We start from the raw sequence: 21,792 nt of genomic DNA on the forward strand, positions 1-21,792 counted from the left end.
ACTGTCGTTGATAGGACGCATTCAGGAAACGTACGTGCAACGATTAAGCCACAGCAACGCCATCGTTCAGGATCATCGTGTACACGGAATTTGTACGTTACCCGGGGTCACTCTGCTGGATATGATCTATCGTTTGTCGGCTTTATATATAGAGACACACGCCATCGAATTGCGCCAGATTTTGTTTACAACGCCCATTGTGACATCAGAGCAATTTGATCGTCAAATCGCTGTGACGTTCTCACCTGTACTCTCAGAGATGCAGTGGAGGGTAACCATTACGAGCAACAAAGTGACGAATGGTATCATCGATCAGGACAGTGAAGAACAACATATGCAATGTACGATGTTTCTTGTTGATCCCGAGTTTAATCCACCCGTGATTAATGTTCAGGATCTGAAAACTCAATCCCGGGATCAGTGGAGCATGGATGAGGTTTATCAATTAGCGAGGCAGGTCAACATCGAACATGGGCCATTTATGCAAACTTCAGGGGTCGTCTACCAAAATGAGAATCAGGAGCTTATGTGTCTGAATCTCAGTGATCAGGCCTCCGCTTACTCCGATGAATTTTATGCACATGCGGCTTTTTTGGATGGAGCAACGTTTGCGGGCTCCTCATTCCGTTTAAAGGCAAAAGCACAGGGAATGTATGACCATCAGACTCCCTATATTCCGTTTATGATCGATCGGTTTCGTATTTTCGGCCCGTTACCTGACACGATTGGTGTGCATTCGCTCGCCCGACCATTGACTGTAGACCATTCGGTCTCATCACCGGATCTGGTCTCCATGGATATTCGGATTGTCGACTCTGCTGGCAAGACCTTGGTTGAATTTGAGCGTTTAACCGCCAAACGCATTCGAAATCCTCATTTGATACAGAAATGGGCCGATGTTCATCAGAATCCCAGTGGGGTAGAAGCGTCAGGATCAAAGGATGCATCTGTACCAGAGCTGGTCACACAGGTCAGTATTCAAAGTTCATCTGTCAGCCTACATGAAACATCCGAACTATCGAATCGGCGAAGAAGTGTTCCAGAAGGAAGTATGAAGCAGGTTGCGGACTATTTAAAGGAAGAGATCGGCAAAGTGCTTGGAACATCTGAAGCGATTTTGGATACAGAGCTGGGATTTTATCAGATGGGACTGGATTCCTTGCAGCTTATCAATCTTTCAAGGACGCTGGAGAACAAAGTGAAGGAACAGCTTTACCCCACGCTGTTATTTGAATATTCCAATATTCAGTCTCTTGCTGCATACCTGCACCAACATTGGTCTGAGGCATTTACTGAAAATAAGTATGCGGAGAACAAAGTTTCGGTCAGCAAGGCAAGCACCAGAACTTCGGGACTCGATCATGATCAGGGAAAGGGTGATGACTACTCATTGATCATGCTCGAACCCTTCTGGGAAGAAGTCACGCTGCATATGCGTAACACCTCTAACACGGTGCGGAGCCACGTTGTCATTCTTTGCGAACAGGCAACTGGACATGATCAAATGATCAAGGAATGTTTTCCGCAATCAGAGGTTGTCACCCTAACCAGCGAACATACCATGATGCCACAATCATTTGAAGAAATGTGCGAGCAATGCATAGTCTGGCTTCAGAATTACATGCAGCAGTTTCCCAAAACGGAGACCCATATTCAAGTGATTGGTCCGTCAGGAACGGGCAGTGACTTTGCAGGCGCCATGGGAGCACTGTTAAGAACAGCTCATGCAGAGAACCCCCATATGCATGGGCAGACAATTACGGTGGATGATATTCATACTGTTACAAAAGCCCAATGGGCGGAGTGGTTGAATAAGGAGCGGTTAACACATTCCTCGGGAGTTATTGAAGTGTATTACACCGGAAAATCTCGTGTGCGAAGGGTGAAAAAATACCGTGAAAAGCCGATCCCGATGCCGCATAAAAGCCAGTATGATGGAGTGTATGTAATTACAGGTGGATTAGGTGGATTAGGCTTGATGGTGGGCCGACAATTGGCAGAGCAAGGGAGGATTACATTGGCGCTGGTGGGGCGTTCTTCTCTTGGCGAAAAAGAGTCCGCTAAGATATCCGAGTTGAAGAGTCTGGGAGCGGATGTTCATTATTTTCAGGCAGATCTAAATCATAGCGAGCAGATGAGTCATGTTATCCAGCAGATCCGGACCAGTCTGGGAGTTATTCGGGGAATCGTGCATTGTGCAGGAATTACCCGAGACCAATTCATTTTACAGAAAACAAAAGAGAATATTTCGGAAGTGCTAGGCCCTAAAGTGCATGGACTTTGGTACCTGGATGAATATACTCGTGATGAACCACTGGACTTTTTTATTTTATTCTCTTCACTATCGGCTGTGCTCGGGAATAGGGGACAAGCAGATTATGCTTGTGGAAACGCTTTTATGGATCGGTTTGCAGAGCGGCGTCAGCAGCAGGTTGTGGCAGGACAGCGATCAGGCAGAACCATTTCAATTAATTGGCCCCTATGGGCGAATGGAGGCATGTCGATCGATCCAGTTTACGAGCAGCAGTTGAAAGCCAAAACGGGATTGGTTCCGCTGCCTCCAAACGAAGGAATGCAACTGTTCGATTCACTTATGATGAATGGTTCACCGCAGACTGTTGTGATGTATGGTAAACCCTCGCTCATCCGCAGCTTTGCGCAAACGGTTATCCATGTGGAGGGGGCTTCCTCCGCAAAAGTTTCAAAAAATGATCATGAGGTTTCTCGAAAAGAAAAGCGGTTATCGGGAAGGCATACAGAAGATATAGCCATTATTGGTGTGGCTGGCCGCTATCCGATGGCTCGGAATGTGAATGAGTTTGCTGCCAATCTGTTATCAGGCAAGGATTGCATTACAGGCTTTCCCATCGAACGTTGGGAACAGGGGCGGTTTTCGTATACGCCAGATTCATATTATCAGTTTGGGGGATTCATCGATAAGATTGACGAGTTCGATCCACTATTTTTTAATTTATCTCCCCGTCAGGCGGAGATGATGGACCCTCAGGCGAGACTTTTTCTGGAGACGGCATGGGAAGCTTGTGAAGATGCGGGTTTTCGGGTTGAACGTAGTCAGCATCATGATGCTTCAACAGGTACCCGGAGTGTTGGTGTATTTGCTGGTGTATTCTGGAACCATTATGAGCTGTTTGCATCGGAACTGACAGATCGCGGTGTACCTACATCCTTGGGGGTCAGCGCAGCGTCCGTCGCAAACATGGTATCGTATTGCATGAATTTCCATGGTCCTTCTCTTGCGGTAGATACCATGTGTTCCTCCGCATTAACAGCCATTCATCTCGCCTGCGAAAGCATTCGAAATGAGGAATGTGAGTATGCTTTGGCAGGTGGAGTCAACGTCATTACGCATCCACATCGATATTTGTTTTTGAAAGAGGCACAGCTGCTGTCATCCGATGGAAGATGTCGCAGTTTTGGAGAGGGCGGAGACGGATATGTGCCGGGTGAGGGTGCCGGAACGGTATTGCTGACCAGTCTGCGTCATGCCAAAGAGGAAGGTTATTCCATTTATGGAGTCATTAAAGGGTCTGCAATCAATCATGGAGGAAAAACATCGGGTCCAACCGTACCGGATTCAACGGCACAGTCGGAAGTCATTAAAGAGGCCTTCAAACGTTCAGGGGTTGATCCTCGAACGGTCAGTTATTTTGAGACACACGGGACAGGAACGTCTCTCGGAGATCCGATCGAGGTCCAGGGACTGCACAAAGCGTTGGCGGACTGGTCACTGCCGGAACAGAGCTGTGCAATTGGTTCATTAAAGTCCAATATCGGGCATTTGGAAGCAGCCGCGGGTGTAGCTGCGTTAACCAAGGTACTGCTACAGATGAAATACAACCGGATTTTTCCTTCCCTGCATGCAGAGCGTCTGAATCCGTATATTCCTTTTCAGCACACTCCCTTTTATGTGGAGAGGGAAGGAAGAGACTGGAGAAACGTAAAGGCAGATTGTAACACTCCAGAAACCGGACCTTTGCGAGCGGGTATTAGCTCCTTCGGAGCAAACGGCAGTAACGCCCATTTGGTTGTTGAAGAATATGCACCGACAGTAGTAAACTCCGGTTCGAATTTTGAGTCCGAGCTTCCGGTCATTATCCCGTTATCTGCGAAAACTCAAACAAGTCTGCTTGATCATGTGCGCGACATGATGAATTATCTCTCCACTAGGGAGGAACATCAAAATTCCACCGCCACACAGGAAATCAAGCTCTCCAACCTGGCATACACACTGCAGGTGGGCAGAGAACATATGCGATATAGGGTTGCTTTTGTTGTCCGTTCTCTTGAGGAACTGCAAAGGAAATGTGCAGAGTACTTGGAAAGCAAGGACCAAGGCCTGGGGATTGGATCGTTGAACAGTCAGGTTGGTTATGAGGGAGAAGTCCGGCATCAAGAAGATGCGATTACAGAAATGTTTCAATCAGATGAAGACATTCGGACAGCGCTCCAAATATGGATGAACAAAAAAAAGCTGGCTTCTATCGCCGAAGTATGGGCCAAAGGAATAACCATTGAATGGAAAAGCATGGTTCAGAAGGACAGCAAGCCCACTCGAATCAGTCTTCCTACCTATTCATTTCAAAGAGAGCGTTATTGGGTCCCCATGGTTCATGCAAAAGGGGAGAGCGTGATGGCAGGTTCCGGCAAGAAGGCGGCAGTACTGCACTGTATGCTACACCATAACCGCTCGGATCTGCTGCGAGGCCAATGGTACAGCAGTCAGTTCAGCGGCAATGAGCCCTTCCTAAGCGATCATGTGGTGCAGGGGCACAAGCTGCTTCCCGCTGTCGTTCAGCTGGAGATGGCCCAGGCAGCAGCAGCACACGCAGCGAACTGGTCTCCGCGCACACATAGTCTGCTGCTGCGCCATGTCATGTGGAGCAGAACGCTCATCGTTGGGGAGGAGCCTGTGGAGGTTCATCTTGCACTTGAAGCCGAGGCCGATGGGAGCTTGTCCTATGAAATATCGGCAGCGTCATCCACCGAGTCTGCCATCGAGTCTGGGGAAGCGGTGTATAGTCAAGGGCGTGTGAGCATCGGACGCCCCCTCGCAGAAGCCGTGCAAAGTCTGGATTTGCAGGCCGTACGCAGCCGTTGCACGCAGGGACAGGCCAGCGGGGAAGTCTGTTATGAAACGTTCCGGAAGCTGGGCTTGGAGTACGGTCCGTCCCATCAGGCGATTGTCGAACTACACTGGGGGGCGGACGAGGCCTTGGCGCAACTTCGTCTGCCACACGCCCTCTTCGAGGGGCAAGCGGACACCGTGCTGCATCCGGGGATGGTGGATGGAGCCTTGCAAGCGACCATCGCCCTATTGGCAGGAGATGAGATCGCGGCAGCGTTGAGATCCACACCTCTGAAGGGTGAAGTAAACTTGGAGGGCGCTGCCCTTGGGAGCACAGGAGAACGGTATGGAAACCAGCCGGCTTCCGCTCCGTTACCTTTTGCGCTGGAGGAGGCGGAAGTGATGGCTCCTTGCCAAGCGCAAATGTGGGTGGTAGTGCGTGTTCGCCCCGATCCTGCGGCATCTTCCGCCGCGGAGGTGAGGGTCCGTAAACTGGATCTGGAACTGTGCGATTCAGAGGGACAGGTTTGCATTCGGCTGCGGGGCATTACCTCGCGTGTACCGGAAAGCCGGGAAGGCGTACTGTTGGTGCAGCCCGAGTGGCAGGAACTGCCGCAGCGCGCTCTAACGCCTGGAATTCCGGCAGTCGAGCCGGCGGTGCTGCTGTGTGATTGGGCCCCGCAAGATTACGCGAATGCAGATGCGGATTTGCCCTGGGAGCAGATGGCGTTAACGGGGGCGTTGGAGGCGCGGTACGGACAGGCTGTTCAGGCCATCCTGCACCACGTGCAGCAGCAACTTTCAAAACATCAAAGCGGCCGATTGGCCTTGCAAATTGTCATAGCTGGAGATGAAGAAGGAAGACGGTTCGCTGGCCTGAGTGGGCTGCTGCGGACGGTGCGACGGGAACATCCGGGCTGTCTGGCACAGCTGGTCGAAATCCAGCCAGAGACATCCGCCGCAGTGTTGGCTGAACAACTGTACCAGTGTGCGCTCCATGCGGAGGAAAGCCATCTGCGTTGGGAAGCGGACGGGCTGAAGCGAGCGGGCTGGCAGGCGGTTAACGTGGACATGGATGAGAATGTGGATATGGATGAACATTTGATTCGAAATGTACATGCGGAAGCCGAGATGGAGCCGAAGACAAAGACGGGATTCCCGCTGTTGTCCCCTTGGAGGGACGAAGGCGTCTACGTCATTACAGGTGGAGCTGGTGGACTGGGACGTATCTGGGCCCAGGAAATTGCTGCTCAAACAGAAGGCAGTACACTCATTTTGACCGGCCGATCTCCGGCGATGCCAGAGACGGTACAGCGAGAGATGGCGCAGCTTCCGGCCCGGGTTCTTTATGAAATGGTGGACGTCACCAACAGAGAGGCGGTCGATGCACTATTTCGGCGTCTTCGTCAGCAATACGGCCGGGTGAACGGGGTGCTGCATTGTGCCGGAGAGATCCGGGACAGTCTGATTCGGTACAAAACGGAACCCGACTGGCAGGCGGTGCTGGCCCCGAAAGTAAATGGCACACGGAACCTGGAAGAAGCGATCGGGACAGAGGCGCTGGATATACTGCTGCTGTTCTCCTCTGGTGCAGCGGTGACGGGGAATGCAGGGCAGGGCGACTATGCCGCCGCGAATGGGTATATGGATGCGTATGCGGTGAGCCGAAATGCACGGATGAAGCGCGGGGAGTGTCAGGGTCGAACCTTGTCCATCAACTGGCCGCTGTGGGAAGAAGGCGGGATGCAGCTGGAGGAAGAGGGGAAGGCACGTCTGTGGAAACAGCATGGGCTGAGACCGATGGGAACCGCTTCGGGTGTGAAGGCGCTGTATCAGGCCTGGGCGAGTGGAAGCAGTCAGGTGGCGGTTGCGGAAGGCAATCTGTTGGTGCTGCGCAGAAGCCTGCTGGAACCGGGAGATTCGTGGTCAACTGAACCGATGGAGTCAGCAAACACTAACGCTAATGGACCTTCCCCGGAATCGTTATCAACCGAGCTTGGAGCGTCTCTGGCGGGAGGCATGGCCCAACAGGAAGCTGTAGCTGTGCTCACGTTGGAAGTGGCCGCTTTGTTGAACGTAGGGGAGCAGGAGATTGATCCGGACATGGACTGGAGCGAATATGGTTTGGACCCGGTGCAATGGAGTGAGCTTTCCCGCAGACTGCTGACCCGGCATGGATGGGACATTTCCGCAAGGACACTGTTGGAACAAATGAACCTCCACGCAACCGCTGAGCAGTTCGTGGGTCAATTAAACCTTGCCAAGAGTTCAAAAGCAGATATACCTGCTAGTATCGAGGATACGGAAGAACTCACCGAACTTGAAAGCAATCGTGAGGATAGAGCGATCCTTTGGTTAATCGAAAAATTGGCACCCGTGATTGGTTTGCCAGAATCAAGGATTGAGCCAGATGCCCCACTGGAGCAATATGGTATCGATTCGCTGCTCATTATGAAGATGACGGACGTACTGGAGAATGAATTGGGGTCCTTGTCCAAAACGCTGTTCTTTGAATATCAGACCCTGAGGGAACTATGTCATTACTTTATGAACATGCATCAGGTGCGTTTGGATAAGCTGCTTCAGCAACAAGGGATGAAACCGGCTGGAACACCGCAGAAGAATGTGTTAACGAATGTACAGAATGTGTCGGACTCTCGAACGCACGCACCAACGCATGCCATGATGTTGAAGCGAAAGCTGCTGACAGGAACCCAATTTAAAGCCGAAGCCGAACCTATTTTGAAAAAAACGGATCTGGATCTGTCCATTCATATGGACTCACCCTCTGGTGGTGGAAAAGACTCGAATAATGATCATCAGGATATTGCGATTATTGGAATGGCGGGCAGATATCCAGGTGCCCGTAATACCATGGAATTCTGGCATAACCTGCGAAATGGTGTGGACAGTATTACCGAGATTCCATCGGAACGTTGGGATCACGGACAGGTGTATAACCCAGAGCCAGGAATTCCAGGCAAAACCTATGGCCGCTGGGGTGGTTTTTTGGATGGTGTAGATGAGTTTGACCCGTTGTTTTTCAAGGTATCTCCTCGTGAAGCCGAAACAATGGATCCCCAAGAACGACTTTTTTTGCAGTGTGTATATGAAACACTTGAAGATTCGGGATACACAAGACAAAGCTTGAGCACGGAGAAAGTGGGCGTTTATGTAGGTGTGATGTATGAGGAGTATCAGCTCTATGGATCCCAGAGTTCCATGGCATTCAACGGTAATCCGTCTTCCATTGCCAATCGGGTTTCGTATTTCTGTAATTTTCGCGGACCAAGCATGGCCGTGGATACAATGTGTTCTTCGTCATTAACATCCATTCATTTGGCCTGTCAAAGCCTGAGACAAAACGAGTGCCAGGTAGCTGTAGCTGGCGGTGTGAATGTGTCGGTCCATCCCAACAAATATATTCTTTTGTCCCAAGGGAAATTTCTGTCTAGCAAAGGACGGTGTGAGAGCTTTGGCCAAGGTGGGGACGGCTATGTTCCGGGTGAAGGCGTTGGCGCAGTTCTGTTGAAACCGTTGGCGAGAGCCATAGCGGATGGCGACCGGATTTACGGTGTGATCAAAGGATCAGCGCTGAATCATGGAGGCAAAACCAATGGGTATACCGTCCCGAATCCCAACGCACAGGCTGAGGTTATCGGTGACGCCCTGCGTGAAGCAGGTATCGATCCGCGAACGATTAGTTACGTGGAGGCGCATGGAACAGGAACTTCGCTCGGGGACCCCATTGAAGTGAACGGTTTAACAAAAGCATTTCAGCAGACGGTCCAATCCGACTTCAAGTGTGCTATCGGTTCGGCCAAATCCAACATTGGTCACTGCGAAAGCGCAGCAGGTATTGCTGCGGTAACAAAAGTGTTGCTGCAGCTGCAGCATGGGGAACTCGCGCCATCCTTGCACGCGGAAAAGACCAATCCAAACATTGATTTTACCCAGAGTCCATTTTTGGTTCAGAAGTTGCTCGAACCATGGAAGCGTCCGGAAATAGATGGAGTGCAGATCCCAAGACGTGCAGGCATATCTTCATTTGGAGCTGGGGGTGCCAATGCACATATCATCATTGAAGAGTATACCCCGACGAGTATGTATCCGGAACCGATAACAGTTGGCGAAGATCACCCAGAATCTCCAGTTATCGTTGTGCTGTCCGCAAGAAATCAGGAACGACTCTTGGCAAAGGCCAAAGACTTGCTTGAGGTGTTATGTACCGGAATATATGAGGATTCGGATATGAGGAGCCTGTCTTATACGTTGCAGGTTGGGCGTGAGTCGATGGAAGAACGTCTGGGATTGCTGGCGGTGTCCATAGATGAACTGATCTTGAAACTCAAAGAGTATATTGACCAGGCAAACGATATGGAAACACATGCTTCCCAGAATTTGTTCTATACCGGTCATGTGAAAAAGGGTAAAGAGATGCTTTCCATCCTTAGTCGGGATGAGGACATGGAAGAAATGGTGAATCGGTGGATGCAGAAGGGCCAGCATGAGAAATTATTGGAATTATGGGTACAGGGTCTGAACCTGGACTGGAATACATTATATGTTGCTGAGGGTAAACCCCAACGAATCGGTCTCCCAACCTATCCTTTCACAAGAGAAAGGTACTGGATTCCGCAGCAAGCTCAGGCCAACACGATAAGTGAATCAAAGGTGGAGGAGGGCACTTCCCCTGCGGAGCCATCGAAGGCATCGGACCATACTCTTATGCTGACCCCAATATGGGAAGTAATCGATAAGACGGAAAAGTCCGAATTTAATCCTGGAAATAAACGATGGCTGGTCATTGGAGGTACAACGGAGCAATGGGAGATGATTCATCAGATCCATGCAAAATCAATCCGTATGGATGCGGAAACTGCTGTAGATCCCGTCAGTCTGATGAATGCCTTGAAAAAGGTTGATTCTATTGATCATATCATTTGGTTATCCAATCATATGTCGCTCCCACCGAAGTCGCTGAATCATTTTATTACGGCACAGAATACGGGTGTGAAAAATGTGTTCCGAATCATTAAAGCCATGATTGAGATGGGGTATGGTTCTCGCCCTTTAGAATGGTCGTTCTTAACTTGTCAGACACAATCCGTCTGGCCAAGCGATCCGGTTCATCCTGTGGATGCCGGAGTTCACGGTCTTGCCAGCTCGATGGCGCAGGAGTTTCCACAGTGGTGTGTGCGTCTCGTCGATCTGCAAGCCGGTAACATCAATGCACATTCCATTCGTACGGCGTTGTCTCTGGAACCGAAAGGTATTGGGGATCTCCAGGTTCATCGAAATGACCGCTGGTATGGTCAGGAACTTGTTCGCCTGGAGAGCAATGCTCCTCATGACAACAACAATTATCGTCATGGCGGAATCTATGTTGTTATTGGTGGAGCTGGCGGTATCGGTGAAGTATGGAGCGAATATATGATCCGGACCTATCAGGCGAGGGTGATATGGATCGGAAGAAGTGAATACAACGACGAGATACGGCATAAGCAGAATCGTTTGTCAGCTCTGGGGGCTGCTCCCGAATATATTTCGGCCAATGCAGCCAATGAAGAGGATTTAATGGGTGCGTATATAACGATCAAGAGCCGGTTCAAGACCATAAACGGTATTGTACATTCAGCAATTGTTTTGCAAGATGGCAGTTTGGAACAGATGACAGAGGAACAATTTCAACATGTATTTACCGCCAAACTGGATGTAAGTGTTGTGATGGCAAACATATTTGCGAAAGAAAATCTGGACTTTGTACTCTTTTTCTCATCCATGAACTCTTTTACCAGACGACCAGGCCAGAGCAATTACTCGGCGGGTTGTATGTTTAAAGATTCGTTTGCGCATTGGTTGCGACAATCCTGGACGTGCCCGGTCAAAATTATGAACTGGGGTTTCTGGGGAAATATAGGCCGTGTTGCTTCATTGGAATACAGGGAACGCATGGACCGGATGGGTGTAGGTTCAATTGAGGCGCTTGAAGCGATGGAAGCCTTGGAGATGCTCATGAGCTTGGACCTTACACAGGCCGCCTTGTTAAAAACAAAAGCACATCCGATTCCTGGAATCCATATGCAAAAGTCAGTACGGGTTTACATGTCGGATCACCCTATAAAGGAGAGCAGGCCAGAGACTCGCGGCATCATGCGCATCTCTCATCCAGAGCAAGATACAGGTCATTTGCTCCAAAAGATGGAGCCCTTGCTTGCAAAGCTAATGTGGGTGCAGCTGCATACCTCCGGCTGGTTTGTGTCCGATGTTAGCTCTGGCACTCTGGTTGAATTAACACAGAATTTGTCGGATACCTACGCGCATTGGATCAGAGGAAGTTTGACCGCGCTCGTCCGTTACGGCTATCTGATGAAAACCGATTTTGGTTACAGGGTATGCAATAACGACACGCCGAATGCCGAAACGGCTTGGCAGGAATGGGAGCATAACAAACCTGGCTGGATCAAACACCACGGCGCGGAATCACAAATCAGATTGGTTGAAACGATGCTGAAGGCGCTGCCAGATATTCTCGGCGGAAAATGCCTGGCAACCGAGATTATGTTTCCTGATTCCTCTATGGAATTGGTCGGGGGGATATACACGTGAAAATAAACCGTTATAACGAAGTGCTTGCTGAAACAGCAGCACATTATGTGCAGCATAACATCCAGCTGGACAGATCTGCTCTCCGCATGATGGAGATTGGGGCGGGAACCGGAGGAACAAGTGCAGCCGTTTTGAACAGACTGAAACTGATGGAACAACATATTCAAGAGTATGCATATACGGATGTATCCCAAGCATTCCTTTTGCATGGTGAACAAAAGTATGGAGCGGGCAGGCCATTCATGAATTATCGTAGGTTTGATGTCTGTTATGCTCCGTCTGCCCAGCAGATAGACACCGGTGCCTATGATGTGGTCATCGCAGCCAATGTGCTGCACGCAACTCCCGATTTGCGGACAACACTGCGTAATGTGAAGGCTCTGCTAAAACAAGGCGGAATGCTGTTAATTAACGAGATTAGCAGCAATTCCCTTTTCACTCACCTTACCTTTGGTTTGTTGGATGGGTGGTGGCTGTATGAGGACCCCGAGCTTCGTTTAACCGATTCTCCCGGAGTAGCACCTCATGTATGGGAACAACTGTTACTGGAAGCGGGTTTTCATTCTATCGAATTTCCTGCACAAGATTGGCATGAGGAAGGACAGCAGGTCATTGTGGCATACAGTGACGGCATAGTCAGGCAGATTGACTCAGAGGTTACTCCAGTTGGATCTTCCAATCAGGTGCGGTCTGAATTACAGTCCAATGATTCGTTCTCTCCAGAAAGCCGTCCTGAACTGCAAGAAAAGAAGGCGAGCAAGTCATCCCTTGGTGTGGAGAGCACTTCAGCAACCACATTGAAAGCACATGTAAGAGAGATCGTTACAGACATGCTGTCTGCTTCGCTTAAAGTGAACACCACCATGATTGATTCAGAGGAACCTTTCTCCGAATATGGTGTGGACTCCATTACAGGCGTGCGGCTTATTCAGTCGATCAACGAGGCGTTATCCATATCTTTGCAGGTATCCAGCCTGTTTGATTATAGCTCCATTGAGTTGTTATCCAGCCATATCGTTGAAAAGTATAGGGACGGCCTTGTGCAGACCATCGAAAAGACTTCCAAATCTGTAGAACCGGTGGAGTTGAGCTCTGAAGCTTCTGCCCCGCATGCATACAAAACAGAAGGTTCATCCGAACACAATCATGACCAGCATTCTGCGTTGCCAGAGTCTTATATTCCTTTACAGGTGGAGCGGGAAAATATCGCTATTGTTGGGATGAGTGGCCGATTTCCGCAATCAGATGATATTCATTCCTTATGGGGGAACTTGGTCGCAGGAAAAGATATGGTCGGGAGAGCTACACGTTGGGATCTATCATCTTATTTTGAAAAAGATATTCCCTATTGCAGCCATGGTGGATTTTTGGAAAACATAGATGAATTTGATCCTCAATTTTTTAATATCTCTGGCACCGAAGCTGCTCATATGGACCCGCATCAGCGAATTTTTCTTGAGGAATGCTGGAAATCACTAGAAGATGCTGGATATGCAGGACAGGCAGTTGCCGGACTGAAGTGTGGTGTATACGCGGGATTTAATGAGCTTGATTACCGGACATTGCTTGGAACGAATCCTGTTCCGCAGGCATTCTGGGGTAACTCGGGTTCAGTCATTCCTGCTCGAATCGCATATTATCTGAATTTGCAGGGCCCTGCCATTGCTGTGGATACGGCATGTTCAAGCTCGCTCGTATCGGTTCATCTGGCTTGTCAGGGATTATGGTCTGGAGAGACAGAAATGGCGCTTGCCGGAGGGGTCTTTATACAGTCCACCCCAGGTTTTTTCATTGCATCCAACCGGGCCGGCATGCTCTCAACGACAGGCAGATGTCATACGTTTGACCAGCGGGCAGACGGATTTGTGCCTGGAGAAGGTGCAGGAGTTGTAGTTCTGAAGCGTTTGAGTGATGCTCTGCGTGACAGGGACAACATCCATGGGGTTATTCGCGGTACAGCCATTAACCAGGATGGAGCCTCGAACGGGCTCACCGCGCCAAGTGCGAAGTCTCAGGAGCAGCTCATGTGTGAGGTTTACAATCGTTTTGGCATCCATCCTGAAAATATTCAGCTGGTTGAAGCCCATGGAACCGGAACTAAATTGGGAGATCCCATTGAATACAGCGCACTTGTAAAAGCATTCCGCGCTTACACCGAAGAGGAAAGCTATTGTGCTCTCGGTTCAATCAAAACCAACATTGGGCATACAGCCGCAGCTGCGGGTGTGGCAGGACTGATCAAAATTTTGCTTTCGTTAAAACATGCACAAATTCCAGCTTCCCTTCATTTTCAGGAAGGTAATGAACACATTTCGTTTGAAAGCAGTCCTTTTTACATCAATACAGAAACAACCGACTGGATCACACCGCCGGGTGTTAAAAGGATGGCCGCAATCAGCGCTTTTGGCTTCAGTGGAACGAATGCACATATGGTCATTGAACAAGCACCTGTAAAAGAAAGTCAGAAGGTCAATTGCCCCGGGAACCTGATTGTTTTATCCGCCCAGTCCCAGGAACAATTGCGAATTCAAGCCAAGCAACTGGTTAGCTTCTGCAAAGAACAATCCGATGTGAGCTGCTGGGATATGAGTTATACCTTGCTTATGGGACGAAAACATATGAACTCCCGATTGAGCTGTGTGGTCCGTAATGAACAAGAGTTAATCAGAATATTGGAGAAATGGCTTGAAAAGGGATCTGCGGCAGAAGTTCAGGTGGTGGAACTGGCCCATACGCTGCGCCCACAGTCTTCATTAATGCGTTATGGAAATGAATGTTTGCGGCATTGTTCGGAATCACCGGATTCGGTTGAATTTACGGAAAATTTATCCGCTGCCGCAAGTTTATATATGCAGGGGTATGATCTTGATTTTGAATTGTTGTTTGGGCACGAACCCGCGGGACGAATCTCGCTGCCCGTTTATCCGTTTGTCAAAGAAAAGTACTGGATTGATGCTGGTTATGCATCAACACACGGTCGTGTGACCCGTCAGCATACTGACCAGAGCAGAGAGGATTCAAACCAGTTGCTTCATCCATTGCTGCATCGTAATACCTCGAATTTGGCCGCTCTCCAATTCAGTTCCACCTTTGATGGCGGGGAGCTTTTCCTGAAGGATCATGTCGTGCAAGGGGAAAGTGTATTTCCGGGTGCGGCCTATCTGGAGATGGCTCGTGCTGCAGTGGAAATGGCTCATACGCATGATGAACGAGAACAGACATGGGTAAGTCTGAGCGATATCGGCTGGTATGATCCACTACAGGTGAACAATGAGCCTGTTCAGGTTGACGTCTTGCTTCATCCGCTTGAACGGGGAGCAATCGAGTTTCGGATACAGAGCCAAGGTGCGAAAGAGGCTGTTGTTCACTGTCTTGGGCAAGCGACCATGATGCAGACTTGGGAAGCTGGACAGACAGATCTGACACAGATCAGAACACAATGCACCGAAGGGTTTTATACAAGGGAAGGTTGTTACGACCAGTTTAAACAAATGGGTCTGCAATACGGGGATTATTATCAAGGAATAGAAGAGTTGTACATCGGGACAAATCAGGTACTTGCCAAACTGAGCCTTACAGAAGGGTTGCCCCATGAATATGGCGAAGGTCAGCTTCACCCTGGTCTTACAGACAGTGCTTTACAAGCATCCATTGGACTTCTGTTGGCAGCAGCAGGAGGTTCGCCTGGTATAACGCCGGTTCCGTTTGCCTTGGAGCAAGTGCAGATATGGGGAAACAGCACATCATTAATGTGGTCGCATGTTCGCGCCTGTACTCCGAACGACTTCCTAATTGAAACGAAAAAGGTTGATATTGATGGATATGACGATAAGGAACAGCTTGTCCTTCGAATCAAGGGGCTGACGTTTCGTGAGCTTCCCGGACAGGTAGAGATTGGGGCTGAAGGGACTTTGCTCGCTGAACCCTATTGGAAAGTGGCACCTGCTGACACATTTACCCGAGGCGTTTCCGGGAATGAGACCATAACCGTGGATAATCATGTGGTGCTTTTATTCGAAGACAGCAATCACAGTTATCCGGGAATTGAGCAATATTTACAGCGTTTTTCCATTCGAAGTGTACGTATTCCTTCAACGGATTTCAGCCAGACTTGGGACGGATTATTCACCAACGGTGCATTGCGGGTGCTCGAAGAGATCCAGCTGCTGATGCGGGCAGTGTCCCATGTTAACGATGAAAAATGGCTCCAAATTGTTATTCCTGGCGAGTTGTCGTTGTATCAGGGAATTGCCGCTATGTTAAGAACGGCCGAACTGGAGAATCCATCCTTTCATGGTCAGGTTATTGAGGTCATGAATAAGCCGGAATCGGAGATGCTGGCGAACATGCTCTTCGATAACCGCGCTTACCCGGAGCATGGGTTAATCCGTTATAAGAGTACACCAGGGTCTTCAGGTATTGGGCTTCGTCACGTTCAGGATTGGAAAATGATTGAATATGATCCGTTTGAAAGCTCATTCGACATACCATGGAAATCGGAAGGGGTATACGTAATTACTGGGGGAGCAGGTGCTCTCGGCATCATCATGGCTGAAGAAATAGCGCGTCATGCACCTTCCTGTACCATTGTTGCTGTAGGGAGGACATCCTCTACCACGATTCGGCAACCGTTTGATGCTCTGCGTGAAAAAGGAATCAACCTCGTCTACAGACAGGGGGATATTTCGGATTGGCGGACCGTGCAAGATTTGGTGAGTTCATTGAAGTTGGAGTTTGGTGAACTGAATGGGATTATTCATTGTGCCGGAATCATACATGATCATCCCATTTTTGCTAAAAGAGAGGACGATCTTCGGAACGTTTTTGCACCAAAAGTGTCCGGTATTGTTCATTTGGATGAAGCAACTCGGGAGGACAAATTGGATTTGTTCATCGTTTGCTCGGCTGTTGCCGCAATGTTTGGCAACCCCGGACAAGCCGACTATGCGGCAGCCAACGCTTTTATGGATTCTTTTGCATCTGAGCGGCACCAGCGAGTGCAGAAGGGGGAGCGATTTGGACGGACGATCTCCATAAACTGGCCGCTGTGGACAGAAGGTGGCATGACAATATCTGAAGCCGTTCAGCAAAGGATGTTCCATCGTTACGGTATGGCAGCCATGGATACGGTTAGCGGCATACAGGCTTTATATGGGGCTTTGGCAACAGGGGCCGGACAGATTGCTGTTTTGTCGGGTAATGTGACCCGGATCAGGGAGCTTCTACATTCCCAAAACCAACAGGGGTCCCTGGCTTCCAATAGTGAAATCAAAGGGCTGGCATCCATGAATAAAATAAATTCACCTGTCGGGGAATTAAACCGATTACAGACAGATGACCAACCGAAACGGACGGTTCAATTTCTGATCCAAACCCTTGCCGAAGTTATTGGACTGCCCGAATCCCGAATTCAAGCCAGCGCACCTCTGGAGCAGTATGGAATCGATTCAATCCTGATCATGCAGATGACGAACAAGCTGGAGAGTTTGTTCGGACCTCTGCCCAAAACGTTATTTTTTGAGTACCAGACGATCGGGGATTTGAGCAGTTACTTTCTACAGGAGCAAGGCGAAAAACTGGACAGGTTGCTAAGGGAGGTAGATCCCTATACAGCCTCAGATGCAGCATCGGTACCTTTGGAAGATAAACATGTCAAAGCACAGCAGCCCGTACTGCAACCTGCCTTTTCGGTCCCAGGTGAGGCTCGGTCGCCTTATCTGGCTGTTGGACAGACCCAAACGATTGTCCCACGGATGAATGAGTCACAGACAAAGGCATCCAGACAGGACACAGCTGTCGATACGCAGCAGGATATCGCCATTATTGGTGTGGCGGGAAGGTATCCGGGAGCGCGGAATATCCATGAGTTTTGGGAGAATCTACGCAGTGGAACAGACAGTATCACCGAAATCCCGCCAGAACGCTGGGATCAGGAGCAGGTGTATGATCCGGCGCCGGGCACGCCGGGCAAGACCTATGGACGCTGGGGTGGATTTCTGGACGGTGTGGACGAATTCGATCCGTTGTTCTTCCAGATCTCTCCCCGGGAAGCCGAGATGATGGACCCGCAGGAACGATTGTTCATGCAGTGTGTGTACGAGACGCTGGAGGATGCGGGGTATACGCGGGAGCGTTTGGCGGCGGACATCGTGGGGGTGTACGTGGGTGTGATGTACGAGGAATATCAGCTGTACGGGGCCGAGTCCTCAATTGCGCTCTCGGGTAATCCGGCGTCCATCGCCAACCGGGTGTCGTATTTCTGTAATTTCCGCGGACCAAGTCTGGCGGTGGATACGATGTGTTCGTCTTCGCTGACCTCCATTCATCTGGCGTGCCAAAGTCTGAGACAGAACGAATGTCAGGTAGCGGTGGCGGGCGGGGTGAATGTGTCGGTCCACCCGAACAAATATATCATGTTGTCCCAGGGACGATTCCTGTCCAGCAAAGGCCGTTGTGAGAGCTTTGGTGAAGGGGGCGACGGGTATGTGCCGGGTGAAGGCGTTGGCGCGGTCCTGTTAAAGCCGCTCGCACGAGCCGTTGCAGACGGGGACCGGATTTACGGCGTGATCAAAGGGTCGGCCTTGAATCACGGTGGAAAAACGAACGGATATACCGTGCCGAATCCCAACGCTCAAGCGGACGTCATCGGCCGGGCCTTGCGTGAGGCGGGAGTTGACCCGCGGACGATCAGTTATGTGGAAGCCCATGGCACGGGTACGTCGCTTGGTGACCCCATCGAGATTGCGGGGTTGAGTAAAGCTTTTCAGCAAGAGCCATCGGAAGAAGCCTACTGTGCCATTGGCTCAGCGAAATCCAATATCGGACATGCGGAGAGCGCAGCAGGCATCGCGGGAGTCACCAAGGTGCTGTTGCAATTGCAGCATGGGGAGCTGGCGCCGTCCCTGCATGTGCAGCAGACGAACCCGCATATTGACTTTAGTCAAACCCCGTTCAGGGTCCAGCGGGAGTTAGACGTTTGGGCACGGCCAAGGGTGGACGGTCAGAACGTACCGCGACGGGCGGGAATTTCCTCGTTTGGTGCAGGTGGAGCGAATGCTCATCTCATTTTGGAGGAATACCGGGAACCCGAACTGGTGCAAGAACAGGCGAACGAGCAACACGAGAAAAGCGAGAAAAATGAAGTTCCCGGGATGGTTGTGCTGTCGGCGAGAAACGAGGAACGACTGGTCGTTCAGGCGCGTCAGCTGCGGGATACACTTCGCATTGGGCAGAGCAGCTGGAGTGTAAGGGAGATCGCCTATACGCTGCAAACCGGACGTGAAGCAATGGAGGCTCGGTTGAGCGTACTGGCGCAAACGGTGGACGAGCTACTCGTCAAGCTGGACAGCTATGTGGAACAGGCGGGTCAGGCGGAACCGGTAGGCAAAGGAAGCCAGTATTATCAGGGTCATGTGAAGCAAGGACAAGACAATCCGGGCTGGTTAACAGATGAGGAAGACATGAAAGAGAATGTGAAACGCTGGCTGTCCCAGGGTCGTTATGAGCATGTACTGGACGCCTGGACACGAGGGGCAGTGATCCAGTGGATGGAGCTATACGGGGACAACAGACAGCAGCACCCGCGTCGAATCAGTCTGCCGGCGTATCCGTTTGCAGCTGAACGTTACTGGGTACCTGAACCCCTTGTCTCAAGAGAACAGAGAAGTAAAGTAATCCAACATACAGGCGTACCTATTTTACATCCGCTTGTACATTGCAATACATCCAGCTTTGGTTTGCAACGATATGCCAGTACGTTTACGGGCGAGGAAACGATTTTGGCCCATCATCAGGTCCACGGAGAGAAATGGCTTCCCGGTACGGCCTATCTGGAAATGGCCAGAGCGGCGGTTCAGCAAGCTGTTGGACTTTTCGACAAATCCTTGCAGGTACGGTGTATTCAGAAAGTCACATGGATGATGCCTCTACAGGTGGATCAGCCGGTTGATGTTCTGATCGAACTTAAACAGCAGAATGATAAACTCATAGGTTTCGAGATCTATAGCTTCACTCATGGATCTGAGCAACTCAAACGAACACATTGCAAGGGTTCCGTTCTGCTGGGGGGAATACAGGCATCCGTTCAACCAACTGGAAACAAACCTTGGCTGGTTGAGAAGGCAGAACGTGTCCTTTCAGGTAAGGAGTGTTATTCCTTGTTTGACGGATTGGGTCTATCCTACGGGCCCGCTTTTCAGGGACTTACACAGCTATTCATCCAGGATCATCAGGTTTGGGCACCGTTGCGGTTGTCTCCGGCAGTCGGACATACAGAGCGATATGTAATGAATCCATATTTGCTTGATGCGGCGTTCCAGGCCTCCATGGGTCTTTTGCTGAAGCAACATGTGGAGGGGGGCCGAAGTCCTGATTCAGTGCCACTGCCGTTTACACTAGATCATCTGGAAATCCTGCATCCTTGCACAGAAGAGATGTGGGTGCGTGTCCAACGGATGGATCACTCTTCTGGGGCACAGGGGCTGATCAAGTTTCAGATTGAAATGTATAGTCCAGACGGAAAGTTATGCATTCGGATGACCGAATTGGCATGTAAAGCTCCCACAGCGGATAGGCTTCCTTTATTTCAAAATCCGTTGACGACCGGGGGTACACCTCCTGTTGGACATGTTCTGATGACACCCATATGGAGTGTATTTACGCCGGAGGAGACAGCGCATCCGCTATCCGTTGGTAACAAGGTACTCATCATTAGTGACAACGATACAAGTCATAAGCAAGCCCTGAAACTATATCCGGGCGCAATGCACATGTTGCCCCATAACAGCATACTCGGTTGGAAGGAGAGCCTGTCGGAGTTTGCCATTCTGGATCATATCGTATGGCAGGCCCCGTCTCCCGGTAATGTTGGCATGACAGATGATTCCATTGTTGAGGGACAGGAGCAGGGGGTTCTTCAGCTGTTCAGAATGATCAAGAGTCTACTAGAGCTTGGATACGGTAATCGAAGCTTGAGTTTGACCCTCATTACGACAAATGCGATCCCATCCTCTCCAATGGACGAAATTAATCCTACCCATGCAAGCATTCATGGTTTTGCGGGCTCTTTGGCCAAAGAATACTCCCGGTGGAGCATAAAACTGCTCGATCTGGAGCATGAGGTTGAATGGGCGGAGACCCAAATGCAGGAACTTCCTTGGAATGCGCAAGGAAACGCCTATCTGTACAGGGATAACGAGTGGTTACGCCAGGAGTTGATCCCGGTAAATGTGCACAATGAACATGCAATCCAGGATGCTTATCGCCAAGAGGGAGTATATGTGGTCATTGGTGGGGCAGGTGGCATTGGACAGGTGTGGAGCGAATACATGATCCGGCAGTACAATGCACGTATTATCTGGATCGGGCGCAGGGAACCTGATTCAATCATTCAACGCTGTATAGAACGTTTGGAGTCTCTGGGGAGTGCTCCCGAGTACATTGTGGCAGATGCGACAAATGGAGATTCCCTCCAGAAGGCCTATGAACAGATCAAGCGAAGACATCCCCATATTCATGGTGTAATTCATTCTGCGATTGTATTGCAGGATCAGAGTATCGCCAATATGGAGGAGAATCGTTTTCAGGCTGTCTTATCTGCAAAAGTCGCTGTAAGTGCAAGCATGGCTCAGGTATTTGGACAGGATGACCTCGACTTCATGCTGTTTTTCTCATCCTTTAATTCGTTTACCAGGTCACCTGGGCAAAGCAATTATGCGGCTGGCTGCACCTTCAAGGATGCGTTTGCTCATCAGCTTGCGAGGGAGCGTTCCTATGATGTCAAAGTGATCAATTGGGGTTATTGGGGAAGTGTGGGAAGTGTAGCCTCGGAAGAATACAACACACTTATGAGCAATGCCGGTATCGGTTCTATTGAAGTAGCTGAAGCCATGAAAGCACTGGAAATCCTTTTGACAGGATCACTGGATCAACTGGGGCTTGTCAGAACGACCAGACCTCTTTTTATGCAAGAGCTGAACTTGAACAAAGTTGCATCCCTGAATGTGTAACAGAACGATGTGTTGACAGGGTGCATGAACCGTTTTGCACGGTACGGGAGAGCAGCAGAACATAAATGTTTCTGATGAATGGGCATCTGC

The 21,792-nt window shown here is 50.0% G+C and carries 2 protein-coding genes; both read left to right on the plus strand.

Annotated elements, in window-relative coordinates; translation table 11 throughout:
- Window positions 1–7 precede the first annotated feature (7 nt).
- A complete protein-coding gene (locus tag MHB85_RS13040) occupies window positions 8–11,695 on the plus strand; it encodes an SDR family NAD(P)-dependent oxidoreductase (protein ID WP_341073049.1) in 11,688 nt (3,895 codons plus the stop codon).
- Window positions 11,692–21,702 (plus strand): SDR family NAD(P)-dependent oxidoreductase, encoded by a 10,011-nt coding sequence (locus MHB85_RS13045; RefSeq protein ID WP_341073050.1) that lies wholly within the window; start codon window positions 11,692–11,694, stop codon window positions 21,700–21,702. Before MHB85_RS13040 ends, MHB85_RS13045 begins: the two co-directional genes overlap by 4 nt.
- The last annotated feature ends 90 nt before the right edge of the window (window positions 21,703–21,792 follow it).

The organism is Paenibacillus sp. FSL K6-4396, assembly GCF_038002525.1.
GTDB lineage: Bacteria > Bacillota > Bacilli > Paenibacillales > Paenibacillaceae > Paenibacillus > Paenibacillus amylolyticus_B.